This is a genomic window from Sphingobacterium sp. UBA7249 (assembly GCF_002472835.1).
In the GTDB taxonomy this organism is placed as follows: Bacteria; Bacteroidota; Bacteroidia; order Sphingobacteriales; family Sphingobacteriaceae; genus Sphingobacterium; species Sphingobacterium prati.
The window spans coordinates 573,148-589,825 of the sequence record NZ_DKST01000001.1; the positions used below are offsets into that span (position 1 = coordinate 573,148).

The 16,678-nt window shown below is 41.4% G+C and carries 10 protein-coding genes and 2 tRNA genes; 1 reads left to right on the top strand and 11 read right to left on the bottom strand.

The features are described 5' to 3' along the window. Positions 1–127: 127 nt before the first annotated feature. Entirely contained in the window at positions 128–3,073 is a 2,946-nt protein-coding gene (locus tag B4A24_RS01990) for a M16 family metallopeptidase (RefSeq protein WP_293942016.1), read from the bottom strand. A gap of 228 nt (positions 3,074–3,301) precedes the next feature. Here B4A24_RS01990 and B4A24_RS01995 point away from each other — a divergent pair, with 228 nt between their 5' ends. Beyond that, entirely contained in the window at positions 3,302–4,498 is a 1,197-nt protein-coding gene (locus B4A24_RS01995; protein WP_293942017.1) for an acyloxyacyl hydrolase, read from the top strand. A 79-nt stretch (positions 4,499–4,577) separates the two neighbouring features. Here the strand turns inward: B4A24_RS01995 and B4A24_RS02000 are convergent. From B4A24_RS02000 to B4A24_RS02045, 10 genes are all read right to left on the bottom strand, one after another. Beyond that, positions 4,578–4,652 (bottom strand) — tRNA-Val (locus B4A24_RS02000). 34 nt (positions 4,653–4,686) lie between these two features. Next, positions 4,687–4,761 (bottom strand) — tRNA-Val (locus B4A24_RS02005). Positions 4,762–4,899: 138 nt separating this feature from the next. After that, entirely contained in the window at positions 4,900–6,969 is a 2,070-nt protein-coding gene (locus tag B4A24_RS02010) for a putative porin (RefSeq protein ID WP_293942020.1), read from the bottom strand. A 23-nt stretch (positions 6,970–6,992) separates the two neighbouring features. Further along, the gene (locus B4A24_RS02015; RefSeq protein WP_293942022.1) at positions 6,993–7,808 is read right to left on the bottom strand and encodes a purine-nucleoside phosphorylase; all 816 of its coding nucleotides are present in this window, start codon (positions 7,806–7,808) and stop codon (positions 6,993–6,995) included. Between the two features lie 69 nt (positions 7,809–7,877). Beyond that, complete coding sequence (locus B4A24_RS02020) at positions 7,878–9,368, bottom strand: sodium:solute symporter (RefSeq protein WP_293942024.1); 1,491 nt, start codon at positions 9,366–9,368, stop codon at positions 7,878–7,880. Between the two features lie 37 nt (positions 9,369–9,405). Further along, the gene (gene murQ, locus B4A24_RS02025; RefSeq protein WP_288808181.1) at positions 9,406–10,218 is read right to left on the bottom strand and encodes an N-acetylmuramic acid 6-phosphate etherase; all 813 of its coding nucleotides are present in this window, start codon (positions 10,216–10,218) and stop codon (positions 9,406–9,408) included. A 21-nt stretch (positions 10,219–10,239) separates the two neighbouring features. Beyond that, entirely contained in the window at positions 10,240–10,884 is a 645-nt protein-coding gene (locus B4A24_RS02030; RefSeq protein WP_293942027.1) for a polysaccharide deacetylase family protein, read from the bottom strand. A gap of 50 nt (positions 10,885–10,934) precedes the next feature. Continuing rightward, on the bottom strand, positions 10,935–12,761 hold the full coding sequence (locus B4A24_RS02035) for a glycoside hydrolase family 9 protein (protein WP_293942029.1): 1,827 nt from the start codon (positions 12,759–12,761) through the stop codon (positions 10,935–10,937). 42 nt (positions 12,762–12,803) lie between these two features. Continuing rightward, entirely contained in the window at positions 12,804–14,660 is a 1,857-nt protein-coding gene (locus B4A24_RS02040) for a PQQ-binding-like beta-propeller repeat protein (RefSeq protein WP_293942031.1), read from the bottom strand. A 151-nt stretch (positions 14,661–14,811) separates the two neighbouring features. Beyond that, positions 14,812–16,671, bottom strand: coding sequence for a RagB/SusD family nutrient uptake outer membrane protein (locus tag B4A24_RS02045; RefSeq protein WP_293942033.1), 1,860 nt, complete (start codon positions 16,669–16,671; stop codon positions 14,812–14,814). Between the last annotated feature and the right edge of the window lie 7 nt (positions 16,672–16,678).

Genomic DNA, 16,678 nt, shown 5'->3' on the forward strand with positions numbered 1-16,678 from the left:
ATCCCTTTATACACACTGCCCTCTCCCGCTTTCCGGAGGTACCGGCAAGCTCAAGCGTTGTAGATAAAGATACAGTAATAACAAGAAGGCCCTCGATACATATCGAAAGCCTTCTTATTCCAGTAAACTAATACCCAAACAATTCGTTTAGGTCTAGTTTTTTCACTTCGCCTAATTTTGCAAGATCTTCTTGTTTAAGATTATTTTCCTTTGCTACAATACAATATACATACGGCTTTTGGCTCATCTCTTTCTTATGAAACGTGCTTAGGTCACCGTACGTCAACTTAGGAGCCTGCTCATACACCGTTTTACGAATATCCGTTGCATTCCCCAAACGCTGGGCGGCCAAGTAGCTACTTAAAACAGACGCATTTAGCACACGCTCACTAGCAATCGATTTCTGCAAGCTTACCTTAGCGATATCCAAGCCTTTCGCACTTTCAGGCAACAGGTCCAGTAATTCATTCATCCCCTTTATAGCTTCATTGAATTTATCAGCCTGTGTACCGACATAAGCACCTACCGTATAATGATTTTGCTTTTTATAAGGCTGCCCATAGAATGCGTAAGTGGAGTAAGCCAACGCTTTTGATTCACGGATAGTCTGGAACACGATACTTCCCATACCTCCTCCAAAGTAGTTATTGAACAATGACACGGTAGGGGTTAGTGCTGCAGAATAAACACCTGATGTCCTATACCAGAATACCTCAGCTTGCTTCATATCAAAATCTGCAAACAACACCTGATTTTTACTGGTCGGCTGCTCAGTGAACACCAAAGCTTTCGCCCCTTGAACATAGTCACCTGAGCCTTGTTTTAACGGTTTTGCCTTTGCAACAAATTCACCAACACTCAAGGGCCCAAAATAAAGCAAAGTATGTTTCATATTAGCCAGATCATGAAGTGCTTTCACCAAATCCTCTGCTTTCAATGCATCCAATTCTGCATCCGTGAACACGTTATTGAATGGATTTTTGGCCCCATATTTTGCATACGATTTCAGCCCCTCCATAATAGCAGCCTTATTTTCCTTGGCATTAGCTCTTGATTTTTTAAGACGCGCGATATACATCTTGAAAGCTTCCTGGTCAGCAACACAATTGCGCAATAAGTCTTGGATTAAAGTTTGCGTGGCGATAAAATTCGAATTTAGCCCCGAAATCGAAACCAATGTCTCTTCGTTTCCAGCCGATACCGAAAAATCAGATGCTAATTGATAAAAATCTTTACTGAATTGCTCACTGGACTTGCCTTTCGTACCTAAAAATTCCAGGTAACCAGCCGCCAGCGAAAGTAATTTATTATTCCATTTACCCACGTCAAAACGATAAGACAGGGAAAATAATTCGTTATCATTATTCTTGACAGCAAGTACCGGCAATCCATTAGCTGCAGCTTTTTGAACATCTTTATTGTAGTCTACCCACACCGGTTGGATTTTGTCCTCGGGCATTGCGGCCACTGTTTTCAAGAAATCAGATTGATCGTCACGATTCACAGTGACAGGCGTAATTTCCGGTTTCACGACTTTAACTACATTATTATCTACGCCTTTGCGTTTATACACCACGACATAGTTATTCTCGTTTAGGTACTTATTGGCAAAATCGACGATATCCTGTTTTGTAATTTTATTCAATCCATCAGAATAACTCACTACCGACGCCCAGTCCTGGCCAGATGTGAAAGCATCCATCAGTGCTTCAGCCCGCTCACCATAACTTTCATGCTGTTTGATCTCATCTTTTTTCTCATTGTTGACAATTGCACCGATCAAATCATCCGAAAACTCTCCTTTACGCAGTTTTTCCAATTCTTTTAACAACAACCGCTGCACCTCCTCCAGACTCTGTCCCTGACTAGGATTCCCCTGCAGGATCAATAACGAGTAATCTTTCAATACATACGGAAAGGCTCCTGCCCCCAATAATTTTTGATTCTTCACCAAATCCAGATCAATCAGACCAGCGGAACCGTTGGTCAAAATCTGACTCATCAGATTTAATAGCTGCGCATCCTTGGTCGCTGCCCCGGGAAAACGAAAGCCCATAAACATAAATTCGGCATCGGGACCTTTCACCTCACGGACAATTGGACTTAAAATAGGCTTTTCCGGATCAAAGGTATATGCAGGTATTTCTTTTGGCTGCATATAGGCAAAACTCCGCTCTACCTTCTTTACCACTTCTGTGGGATCAAAATCCCCGGACATGATCACACCCATATTGTTGGGCACATAATAAGTATGAAAATATTCACGGATTGCTTTTAATGACGGGTTTTTCAGGTGTTCCACTGTACCAATAGTAGTTTGCTTTCCGTAATTATTATTTGGGAATGCAGCTTCAAACATAGCCTCAATAGCCTTGCGGCTATCTTTATCCAATCCAATATTTTTCTCTTCATATACCGCTTCTAGCTCTGTATGAAAAAGGCGGAGAATAGGGTTTCTGAAACGCTCTGCTTGGACAGCAAGATACTTATCCACCACATTGCTTGGGATCTGCTCTTGATATACCGTCTGTTCAAACGAAGTAAATGCGTTGGTACCTTCTGCCCCCATGGAAGCCATCAGCTTATCGTATTCATTTGCGATAGCATACTTTGCAGCTTCGCCAGACACACGATCGATCTCTTTATATATCGCTTTCCGCTGTGTTTCATCAGTTGTACTATTATACTTCTCATACAGTGCGTCGATCTGATCCAATAAAGGCTTTTCCTTGGCCCAATCTTTAGATCCAAATTTGTCCGTACCCTTGAAGAGCATATGTTCCAGATAGTGGGCCAAACCTGTGTGATCTTTTGGATCCGTTTTACTCCCTGCTTTGGTTGCGATGTAGGTTTGGATACGCGGTTCCTTTTTGGTTGGACTGAGGATAACGGTTAAGCCATTTTTAAGTTTATAAAACCTTGAATGGGTAGGATCATTGGTCACGTACTTGTAAGTATACCCGCCCTCTGTGGTTTCTTTCCAGTCAAACTTAGCGTTTTGGGCAAACAAAGTACCCCCCGCTGTTGTTAAAGCAAACGTAACAGCGGTAATTTTAAATAGGTTTTTAATCATATTTCCTTTTTCTTTTCAATTCAAACTTAGATAAATTGCTGTGGATATACAATATATTTAAATCCATCTCAAAAACAATTTATGCCGCTGCGCTGTTGCATGTTGTTCGCTGTGGCTGGAATACGGCAATTTATCAATTATATTTCCCAATAGTTTAATGAATATTGTTACAATGGTTAATCATTCTTATTTTTGCACAAGTTTAAAAAAACGCTAACGTTTTAATTCATGAGATCAAGCATACTTGTTTTTGTGGTCTTCGCACTCTTTTCCGTTCGTACAAATGCGCAGGTCACCCCTAGAATAGAAAATCAAAAGGACACATCAGATAGTCGTAAACCTGCAAAAACAAGGTTAATATTTCAAGTTGAGCATGAGAGCGGAGGCGAACTCAAATTCAACGAACGAACCAAGGAAACCCTAGCCGATTCTTATTATAGCGGCCTAAACTTTCGCGTTGGCTTTCAGACACAATTTCAAGATTCGCTAAAAAGTATCTATAACGAAATATACAATTATCCGATCTATGGCGTAGGCGTCTATAGCAGTACATTTGGACAGGAACACTTGGGCAGACCCTTTGCGCTTTATGGATTTGTTGCGATCCCTATCAAACCGAAAATCAATAGTAAATGGAACTTTAACTACCGAATTGCGCTGGGCCTTTCGGGCAGATTTAACCCCTACAATGAAGAGGAAAATCCCTTCAACCTTATTATAGGAAGCAAAAACAATGTATTTATTGATCTCGGTCTTCAGGCCAACTATAGATTGAGCCAGAAATTCCAGGTCGGTGCCGGTGTGGCTTTCCACCATTTCAGTAATGGTGCATTAGCCTTACCGAATACAGGAATCAATCTACTCCCCTTGAGTTTGTCGGTATCTTACACCCCAACAAGCAAACCATTTGACTTCAGAAAAAGTGCTATTCCAAAAATGGAAGAAACGGAAGAGCTCCACTTCAACTATGCCTTTGGATTTAAGCAGATCGACCGGGAGCATGATGGTCAATATTTTAAATCAACATTTGGTGCTTATTACAGCAAGCATTTAGGTTACAAATGGCGTCTTGGCGCCGGGCTGGATGCATTCTATTCCGCAAGTGGTAACGATGAGAAAATTGCAGGTGACAAAGCAGGCAACTTTGCTTCATTGTTTTCCTATGGCCCAGCTTTTTACATAGACCATGTCCTCAACTCCAGATTATATATTAATGGAAATGTGGGCGTATACCTGCACCGAAACAAGTTTAATGGGGAAAGCACTCCTGTATATTTAAGAGCGGGCTTACGCTACAAAGTATATAAAGAGTTCTTTGCTGGAGTTTCCATTAAAGCACATGGTGGTAAGGCAGACTTTATTGAATGGACTACTGGCTACGGCTTTAAATTAGGCAAGAAACGCACAAATCCAGCCTACCATTAAAAACAAAAAGGCCGCTTCGTTTTAAAGACAGCGAAGAACTTAAATAAAAAAAGCGTTCATAAGAACGCTTTTTTTATTGTGGGGATTACTGGGTTCGAACCAGTGACCCCTACCTTGTCGAGGTAGTGCTCTAAACCAGCTGAGCTAAACCCCCTAACGAAAAAAAAGCACCATTTGATGGTGCTTTGTGGAGGCTACTGGATTCGAACCAGTGACCCTCTGCTTGTAAGGCAGATGCTCTGAACCAGCTGAGCTAAGCCTCCATACTTTTTAAAGAACGCCGTTCCCTAATTGCGTGTGCAAATATAGCTTAAAAATTCTATTATCAAAATTATTTTCGAAGATTTTCCACATCAAAACCCGCAACAAGCTAAGAAACACCCATATAATTTTCACAGAAATTAATCGTAAAACTTCCACGAAATACCAAATCTAAAGTTTGCCGTATTCATCGGATAACGTCTCACAGTATAATAACCATTTGGATAAAAATTCTGATTTAGAAAATTATAACTTAAAAACATATTAACACGCTGTATATTTGCAGTGATCCATAAGTCCATAATCGGATAAGTAGAAAATTCGATCTGCTGATAAGCGTTATAAAACTGTCCTGTCGGTATCGAATAATTTGGATTGGCATAAGGTGTATTAAATTTAGCGTCAATACCGATACTGTAGTCAATGACTTTATAAAAGAGATTGCTATAATACAGGCTGTGCCAAGTATAAAGTTCGGGAACAGCCAGCACATTCTGTTGATCAGTCTTTTGGTAAACTACCAAGTTATCGAATGTAAAATGGTTGAGTTTAAATTTCTGTCCCACGCTCACCTTCAATAGATTGGCATTATCCAATTGCGCCGGATTGATCCATTTATCCTTTTTACGGTCATTCTGCGGATTCGACAACTCCTCAAAATAAGTATAGTTATTCATTAGGAAATACTCCACTTTTCCATTGAATCCAAGCGTCGGGTTACGATATTGAAAGGCTACATTTTGAATTTTGATCTTTTTTAAACCCAGGTCATTCCACTTAGCATAAGTATAGTTTAGGTTTTCAAAAACCATTTCAGGTGATTTGTTCTGCGAATAAGCAGAAAGCGTTACCTTTCCGATTTTATCTCCCATGGAAATATCCGCTTTTGCTTCATAGAGAAAATCACCAATATTATGGCCAAAAACAATTTGATTAGCTTTCACACTAAAATCTAATCGATCCGAAAATTTGTAGCCCAGCTCGCCTTTAACAATTCCATTTTGATAGAAACGGTCAAATGTTGTACTATCCGGCAATTTCTTCAGTGGTTCGGGATAGGCAGCCTGATTGGTATAGAAACGCAAAGAATCTAATTGGCTCTGCTCTACCCAATTCATATCGTGTTGAAAAGCAAGATTTAGCTTAGCTTCATTTTTAAAAATTGATTTACCACGCAGAAAAAAGCTGTATTCGAATTCATTAGACACGTTTGTGATGCCCGTTTTATCACTATTAAGCGTCAAAGCTTTGTTATTATAAGGCAAAGCAGCATTTTCATCAGGCATATTTTTGAAGAAGTTATACGTCTGCTTTCTGATCCGCGTATTATGCGCCATGCTGTTTGTCGGATAAATCTGCTGGGTGGGTTTCCCCTTATCCACCGTATCAATCCGACCAACATAGAGCGACTGCCGCAGAAACAGCGAATTATCCCACCATTTGGATCTTGGTATAGTCGCATTGGAAGGGTCCCTAAATTTAGTAGGAAACCGATCCGGAGCTTGCTTGTTCTCCGCAGTAAATGGCCTATCTTCAATGATAGATCCATTTTCCATAGCATCCAATCGGTTGAAGACCGCATTGATCAACAAATTATAACGGTTGTTTTTCGATTCATACCATGAGGCCACCGATGCTTTTAGGTCTGCATAGCTTTGATTAAGATAAAATCCATCTGTTTTCGTTGAATGGAAATCAACATTCATATTCCATTGCGAATTGATATTTTGCGCTACCCGGGCCCTGAAGACCTGATCATTAAAAAAGAATCCCACTGCCGACAATTCCGAATAGCGTGCCCTTGCCCTAAAATATTGAACAGAATCCGGATTCAATAGATAACGCTCCAAGGCAGTAAATCCAGACTGAAATCCAATAGTTTTTTTGGGTTGAAATAATAAATCGCGTGTTGCGAGACCGTAAGCACCCAGATTTACACTTGGGTTCCAGGGTTGGTTTTGGGGATTATAATATTGATAATTGCGATGTGAAGTATCTATTTGTCTTGTATAGGTGCCCTTTTTCAGCATATCCAATGTTGCATAACGGATATACTTTGCAGACAGGATAACCGAATCTTTTTTACCATCTTCTTTGGCTCTCGCCGAATCCAATGCGCTGCTCCAATCCTCATTGCTTTGCGCAACAACATCCAAGGAACAAACAAGTAAGACACACAGTGCGGCTAATACGCGTACGATCAACTTCATCTAAAATTGTATATAGTCTAAATTTACTGCAAAGCTATCAATTCTTTCAAAATTAATGTCATCTTAGGTTCTGCTTTCTCAGCAACAGCGACAATTTCCCGCAAGGAGACAGGTTTTAGCTCATCGAGAAAACCTTCGTCGGTAACAACAGAGATTGCAAACACCGGAAGAGCCATATGATTGGCAACAATAACTTCAGGCACTGTGCTCATTCCAACGACGTCACCACCGATCAGTCGCATATATTTATATTCCGCTTTTGTTTCCAGATTTGGCCCGGGAGAAGAGACATATACAACCCTTCGTGCTGTAATTTTATGTTTTGAGGCAATCTCAAGCGCCTGTTCAATCATCTCACGGTTATAGGGCTCACTCATATCTGGAAAACGAGGACCAAATTCAGCGAGATTCTGCCCACGCAATGGATTATCAGGCAAGAGGTTGATATGATCTTCAATAACACCCAAATCACCCATTCTGACATCCGGGTTCAGCGATCCGGCAGCATTCGACACAAAGAGCTTTTTGACACCCAGCACTTTCATGATACGGATAGGAAAAGTAATCTGCTGCATATCATAACCTTCATAATAATGAAGTCTACCTTGCATGGCAACCACATTTTTACCATTCAATTTTCCAAAAATCAATTTACCGGAATGAAATTCGACTGTAGAGATGGGAAAATTAGGGATATTGGAATACATCAGCTGATATTCGACTTCAATCTCATCAACCAATTTACCCAAACCAGTACCTAGGATGATACCGAATTCTGGAGTAAAATCTCCAATTTTTCTACGGATAAACTCCGTCGTTTCATTTATGCTATGATACATACGTACAAAAAAACTAAGTATCTCAAACTTAACTTAATTTTTTTGTACGTACAAATCAAATATAGCAGCTTAGTTATGGGAAAGCGCCTTCTCGTCCGCTTTACCTGGAGAGCTGATCAAAAGCATCACGAAAGTGATAAAACCATTGATGATAATCAAGTCGAGCCCAATAACATACGGTGTATAAACTTCAATCACATAGGTTTTTAGTAAATACAATACCGTAGGGGACAGCACACAGAGATAAGGCACTGCCTTGTCCCGCACCGCATATTTTGTAAAGATCCCAAACACAAATAATCCCAATAGTGGTCCGTAAGTGTAGCTGGCTGCAGTAAATATCGCATTTACTACAGAATCATCATTGATCAGTTTAAATACGAGTATGACCAATAGCATAACGATCGAGAAGCCAAAGTGAACGTAATTACGCTTTTTGACAAGCGCAGGATCGTTTGGATTTTCCTTCTTATTGAAGTTTAGGAAATCTACACAGAATGAGGTTGTTAATGCGGTAAGCGCGCTATCCGTTGTTGCAAATGTTGCCGCAGTCAATCCCATCATAAAGATGATTGCCGGAACAATCGCCAGGTGGTTCAATGCAATCTCAGGGTACAGGTAGTCACGTGTGGCTAACTGCGATACATCAATGCCATTTTTGGCAGCATAGATATACAACAGGGCTCCCACGGCCAAAAAGAAAATATTGATTACCACAAACACACTTGTGAATGTAATCATGTTCTTTTGTGCTTCTTTGATCGTTCCCATTGACAGATTCTTTTGCATGAGATCCTGATCAAGCCCTGTCATGGCAATGGTAACAAAAATTCCGCCCAGGAACTGTTTCCAAAAATTGGTTTTGCTTCCTACAAAGTCATCCCAAAAAAATATTTTGGAATAGCTACTTTCTTTGACTGCTTCGAAAGTATCCACAATTCCAAAATCCAGTCCCTTAGCCATAAAATAGATCGATAGAATGACAGCGGTCACTAAAAAGGTCGTCTGAAGGGTATCCGTCACAATGATGGTCTTTAAGCCGCCCTTATTGGTATACAACCAGATAAGCACCAGGCAGATCATCACTGTGATTGCAAAGGGCACATTCCAAGCGTCAAAAATAAAGTGCTGCAAAACAATAGCGACCAGGTATAAGCGAAAGGCCGAACCGATGGTACGGGAAACCAAAAAAATCGCCGCACCGGTTTTATAAGTTGTATGTCCAAAGCGTTCTTCCAAATACGTATAGATGGAGGTCAGGTTCATCCTGTAATATAGCGGGAGCAACACATAAGCGATAATAACGAAGCCTACTGCATTGCCCAGAACAAATTGAAAATAGCTGAATTCAGAGGCACCGACTGCCCCCGGGACAGAGATAAAGGTTACACCGGAGAGTGCGGTACCGATCATCCCGAAGGCCACCATATACCATTTCGAATTTCGGTTGGCCACAAAAAAGGTGGAATTATCTGAAGATCCTTTTGAGGTAAAATGTGCTACGGCGAGTAAGACCGCAAAATAGATTACGATAAAGGACAATAATATGACTGGTGACATAGTTTGTTTTTAATAGGTGAAGTGATAGGTCATGATTTTAATGTGTCGCCTGATAGGCTTCGATCGCTTGTCTTACATTGCCAAATTGTTCCAGCAAAGCAGCAGCGTCCTCTTCCGCTGCACCGGTCTGATCCATGATGATACGAACACCGCGACCGACCAATTTGTGGTTTGACAACTGCATATCGACCATTTTATTCCCCTTAACGCGGCCAAGCTGAATCATTACGGCCGTGCTAAACATATTTAATACAAGCTTTTGTGCTGTACCAGATTTCATACGGGTAGAGCCCGTCACAAACTCCGGACCGACAATAACCTCAATCGGATATTGCGCAACTTCGGCAATCGGAGAACCGCCGTTGCAAACGATACAACCCGTTACAAGTCCTTTTTCGTTTGCAGTCTTCAAACCACCGATGACATAAGGTGTTGTACCCGAAGCAGCAATACCGATAACAACATCATTCTCGTCAATATCGTAAGCTTCCATATCCTTCCAAGCCTGCTCCAGATCATCTTCGGCAAACTCCACTGCCTTTCGGATTGCGGTATCACCACCCGCAATTAATCCAATGATCCATTCAAATGGCACACCGTAAGTTGGAGGTAATTCAGATGCATCTAAGACCCCAAGTCTACCACTGGTACCCGCCCCGATATAAAACGTTCGGCCTCCAGCTTTCATTTTCTCCACAGTAACCTTAACCAATGCTTCGATCTGAGGAATTGACTTTTCAACAGCTAGCGGCACAGATTTATCCTCGTTATTGATATTAGTCAATAATTCATGTACAGACATCTTGTCCAAATCCTGATAATTCGAATCTTTCTCCGTTGTATTAACCATTCTTAATATATATTGTATTTCTTAATTCAATAAACTTGGTATATCCACTATTTGATAACCTTTCTTTTTTAATATTGTGATGATATCATCCAAATGATGATATAGCTTATCTTTTCGTCTGGCATCGGTACCCATATGGATCAACATCATAAAACCATTCAGGCCTAACCTCTCTTCATAAGACCAAAGTCCCTCCAAAATCGCCTCTGAAGACAGATAACGTTTACCCATTTCTGGAAAGGTATAATCAGCGGCAGTCCGTATTCCGGGCGTATAATTGATGGAAGACAGCCCTATTTCTTTTGCCCATTCAACCGTCTGACTGTTATACCATTCATAAGACGGCATATAATAGTGCAGTCGTCGTGTATCTATCCCCGAAAGTGCCAGCTCATCCAGATTGGTCTTCAAATCCCGCAGGAACGAATCCCGGCTGACCAGCAATTCATCACGGCTTCCCCAGTCACTGACCAGGAGATGCTTATCGGAATGCCCTGACACCACATGTCCATCTTTTAACATCCGTCGAACATAAGGTCTGAAACCTGCATTCCGCAGATAGTCCCCTGTAAGGAAAAAATTCCCTTTCACATGATAACGCTTTAAACTATTCAAAACCGCATCCGTTCCCTCCGATAAATCGTGCCCCGTAAAAAGTAAAGCCACTTTTTTGACTAGGGAATCGCCACGGACAATAGCTCCGAAGAGATCCCTGCTTACTTTTTTCCAGCAGGCTCCCCCAACGCCTTTCCTTCTTTCGCTGCCAACAAGTAAATCAGTGAAGCCGTTCCATCCATCGTAGGTTCATTGGTACTGTAATCACCATAATCGTCATGATAAACAGCCAAGTCACTCTGAAAATCTGCATAACTATCGGGGTTATTCAACTTAATACCGATCAAGTTACGATAAGTAGACGCCATAATCGGACCATCCACCAATCCCCCGTCAATCGGGTGCTTGCCCAAATAGGTAAAAGCAGAATGCGGATCAACGGGTGTGTCGCCCCATGACGGAAGTCCGTATACCATACTTGTTCCCCAAGGGTTGGCACCAAAAAGCCAGTCAAAGTTGGCCTGCTCCAGTTCATCAAAACGATTATCTCCTGTCAACTCTTTATACCAGAGACATTGAATAGCGAAAGAAGCCGTCAAATTATTGCTACACCAAATAAAAGGGATTCCTCTTAAAAATGCATTTTGCTCAGCCCTCTTAGTCACCTCTTCAATCCCTTGCCTATAGTATGAGACAATCTCCTCGCGATCCTGTCCTTTTAATTTTTTAGCCAATTCATAATGTCCCAAATTGATAAAAGGATACCACTGATAATGTGCGGCAGTATCTGTTACCATCCAAGGCGTTATTTTTTCCTGTCTGGCATACCGCAGCGCTTCTTCAGCAAATTTCCTTTTCGCTGTTACCGAAAACCCCATGGCTGCCGCCAGCTGCATATCATCCACCCAATTGTCTTCGGCATAGATATACGGTGATTTGACGGACACCGTCTGTGTCACCCCCGGTTTTATATTTGCATACGCATAAGCCGTCTCGGCTTTCTGAGACAACAGCTTTGCATAATTTTTATCATCTTTTCCAAAAAGTACCGATCCCAAGCGGAAGGCACTGCTGAATTTCCCTGCAGTAGAGCTTGTCCCCGTCGTATTATTCATAAACTTACCCCGTTGTTGCGGCTCGCCATCAATAAAATACACCGGGCGTTCGTAGCCCCTACCATAATACGGATCTTCCTTAGGCATACGCATACTTGCGTGATCCCGATCATCCGCGATCTGATTGTACATCTGATTCGCTTTTGGATGCATCTTCAACAACCAGTCCAATCCCCATTTGGCTTCATCCAACACATCAGCACGACCATTCTTTCCATCTAAGCCATTGGCCTGCTTTTGATCAGCAAATACCTGTGGAAAGTCCCGATAGGCTGCCAGCAGATGAAATGTCGCATTGGCCGAGGTAGTCGCATACTGCAAATAATCAGACGCGTCATGCCATCCTCCGCCAGCATCGATATGTGTACTATCCGCAATCCCTACTTTACCTGCATACAGTGTAAAACCATCGTGCGTATGGCAGCTATCCTTCAAAAAAGGATTGAACAATGTTCGTTGTTGACGCATATAGCGTAATACAAAGTCTGCGGCACCCTTATAAACATCAGGGGAAATTCTAAAATTTGGAGATTTGATCTCAGCCGCTTGAATAAAAAAACTTCCCGTATCTTGTATAGCCGAAAAATCAAATCGAAAACTTTGAACGAAGGGACCATATTCGCCATAATCCCTTCCTACAGGATGGACGTAGACTGTTTTGCCCGTCTTTGCATTCTTAACCTCAAAAGAACGAAGCTGCCTGATTGATTTCCCGCCCCATACTGCGACCTTTTTGCCCGCCGGAGTATAGCCTAATTGGTTTATTCGAATCCAAGCATTTTGCTGTGCTTGCGCAAAGTTAAAAACAAAACATGCAAAAACAAGCAAAAAAGCTTGACGTAAATTTAAGAAGTTTAGACATTCTTTTATCATAATAAGGCATTTATTTTTAATAAAATCAATTCAAACGGTTGTTTAGAATCGCAAAGAAACTATTTTCCCATCCATCGTACTAGCAATCACCTCCTTATTACCGTGAACAGCAACAGGATTAACCATTCCATTGGAAATTTTGTATTGCCAGATAACCGCGCCTGTTTTTGCATCCACCGCGGAAAGCAAACCCGAATGACTCGGCACAAAGACCAATTTGCGGTTTGTCTTGATCGCAGAAGGAGTCAGCTCATATGGTAATTTCAGCTTTGATCTCCAAACCACATTCATCTGCTCCCCCTTTGTAGCAATGCCCAATAAATCGCCATCCATTGTTTTCACATAAACAAATTCATGATTCGCGGCAAGTCCCATAGACTCACGCACACGAATCGAATCTTTCTTTTCGCGCCAGATTACAGCACCATTCTTTGCATCCAAAGCAGTCATAAAGCGATCCGGTGCAACAACAAAAACACGATTATTTACCCCAACAGGATTACAGGCAGCAGCTGAAAACATCCGGTTCGCGTGTCCGTTATTCCATTCCCAGGACAGTTTTCCGGTTTCTGCATCCAATGCATAAAATCCATTCCCCCAAGAGCCAAAAATGACATTGCCCAAATAATACGTTGGCAAAGTAGAGACAAACCCCTTGACTCCGTCAAAACTCCATTTTAATTGTCCAGTCTTTACATCCAAGGCTCTGAATTTACCATCGGAGCCTCCGATAAAAGCAACACCATCCTGAATCAGGGGTGACCCCAACACAGCTTTATCTGTTTGCACCTTCCAGAGCAGTTTTCCATTTTCTACATCGACAGCATAAATAAAATGATCTGAAGATCCTGCCACAACAATACCTTTCCAAACTCCAGGAGTAGAATACACCTTTCCTCCCGTCCTATAAGACCAAAGTTTTTTACCAGATTTAAGATCCAGTGCAAAAATATCCCCAGCTGTATTTGAAGTAATTACTTTGTTTTTATCGATGGTCAGTCCAGCACCTATGTCGCTTGCATCTTCGAAAGTCCAGTTCACATGAACGGCACCCGCATATTTTTCGTTGACAGCATAGCTTGGGCGCGGGTAAACAGCAGTCTCCTTATCATAATGATGATCAAACAAAGGCACCTCCAGCCAAGGTTTTTCTTGCGTCCCCACGCCTGGATTACGTTCCTGATAGGCAGCTTTTCCATCAGCAATGGTGACGATATTATATCCCCCCACAGCATTATTTGCGCGTAGATTAGATCGTCCCATCACCCCCGGAATACCTTCCCAATCGTAGGCCTTATTCGTATGGCCATGCCCACAAAACGCCAATTGAACATTGCGTGTTTTAACGCGCTTCAATGCATCAAACCAATTGTTCAAGGAGGAATCTTGTGGATAATGATTGATATAAATTAATGGCGTCTGCTTGTCGGGGTTCGCTGCAAAGACAGAATCCATCCACACCAAATTTTCACGCGGGATCTGACCGGGACTCATACGCATATTCGGACCGGAATTGGTGCCTATAAATTGATAGCCCTTATGTTTAAAGAAAAAAGTCTCTCCCCCAAAGACAGTACGAAAGGTATTGGCTCCATTTTCAGACCAGTTGCCATCGTGATTGCCCGGAATTACGTACCAGGGTAGCTGCAAGCTATCCAAAATCCGCTTTGCCAATTTCAGTTCCTGATCAGCGCCAAACTCCGTGATATCCCCGGAGAGAATAACAAAATCAATATCTGTAAATGTATTTAGATCCTTTACAGTACGTCGCAGATCGTCCTCTCCTGTTGCACCACCAACATGCGTATCAGTCACATGGGCAAATTTAAAAGATTGCGCAAAGGAGAAGTTGAAAATGCATAATAATGCAATAATAACAGCAGTACACTTCGGTTTCATGGATTAAGTTTTCTTAAAAATAGCGTTTTTATGCGCAAATAAAAAATAAAAATGCGTTTTTATGCACGATAGTATATACCAATAAATTGGTTATTTAATAAAAAGCCTTGCCTAAATTCTTAGACAAGGCTTAATAACAATTAGTATCAAATTACCAACCTTTTGTTTGGGTCAGTTTGTAGCCTTTTGCAGCATATTCATTCACCTGCTCTAGACCTACTGGCGCCATATACGATCGATCATTGAAAGACTCTCGGTTTGTCACCGTTTCGACAAGATAGAAACCAACCATTTGATTAGCATTCTTACCGTCGTAAATAATCACCTTATTATTGGCATCCACTACTTTAAGAACCCCAATCTTCGAAGGATCCAATAAACCTGGGATATCTTTCTGAACATCAATCCAAGGACCACGATAATAATCTGGATTTTTATCAAAATTCATATAATCCAATTTCTTCCATCTTTTGATATCCAACAAACGAAGTCCTTCATACACAAACTCCATGCGGCGTTCGCGACGAATCTCCCAAGTTAATGGAGATACATCCGCATCTCTTGATGGATCGTTTGCGATTGCTCCAACTTGCAGCGGTGCTGTTTTCTGAACACCTTTAGCAGTAGCGACAGCATCCAAAGGACGATTACGTATTGCATTTATGGACTTATCGACATCTCCTTGTGTAACGGGCGCTCCACCAAATCCCTCGGCCAAAATTTGCTTCGCTTCGACAAAATTGAGCACCACCTCAGCCAAACGAATAACTGGCGCATCCGATGTGTTTGTACTGGAAGCCCAAGCTGCAGGATATTTACCGCCGATATAGGTCAAAGCTTCCCGCGACGCAAACTTAAAGGCATAGAATAAAGTTGACGATGAAGTTAATGGCTTTTCATAAAATGATGCTTCAAAACGCGGATCTCTTGTAACTGCCAAATCTTTAATGGAGAAACTGCTTGCATTTGCTATAGACGAATTTTGCCAAGGTTTTCCGTCATTACATAGAAATGATTTGACAAGAACAAGATTCGATGCATTGTCTTGACGCTCCGTACCATTGCTATATGAACCAACACTATGCGTCACACTTTTAGTGGCATCATAAGCACGGTACATAATCACCTCTTGATTGGCACTTAAATCTTCCGAAGCAAATAAGCTTTTAAAGTCACTTGTAAATTTATATGCCCCAGCATTCATCACGACTTCAGCAGCTTTCTGCGCCAATTCCAAATATTTCTTCGCTCTTTCTTTATCTATATTGTGATAGTATAAATAAGATCCTTCAAACAACATGTAACGCGAAATGAAGGACGCCGCCACATATTTATTTAGATATTGCTTCCCATCATTTGTACGCATATTATCCAAAACATACTGGAAATCTTCATACACACGGTCCATGACCACACTACGATTATCCCGGTCTTTATACAAAAGATCCGTTTCAGTATCTTTCAGCTCCTTATCATAATAAGGAACATCACCAAACACCTCTACCAGACGACTATACTCCGATCCTCTGAAAAAACGAGCCACAGCCATCCAGTGACGATAGGTCTCATCATTAATATTTGGTTTAGTTACACGCTCAATGCGGTCAACAAAAATATTTGCTTTTCTTATGTAAACAAAGTTCCAGGTAGGACCTGAATATTCCCGCAACATTTGCGGCGTTTCCATCAAAGCAATTGTACTTGAATAATCATTCTTACGGGATGACGGAACCGTATTTTCGAAATTATCCTGAATATTTCTCTTCGTCAGATCATCGGAAAAATTATATCCCGTCACAGGAGCATAGGCCGTTGCATAGCCCGAATTATACCCGGTAAAAAAATTTGGATAGAATCCATTCGCATAAAGACGCAAAGCCAATTCATTTCCCCAGCTATTTTGATCCTCAATATTAGTCAACTGGTTACGATCCAAAACATCCTTATTACAAGATGACAGTAGGAGTGTTGCCCCCATCGCCAAAAAAGCTATTTTCTTTGTAAGTTTCATTTTTGTA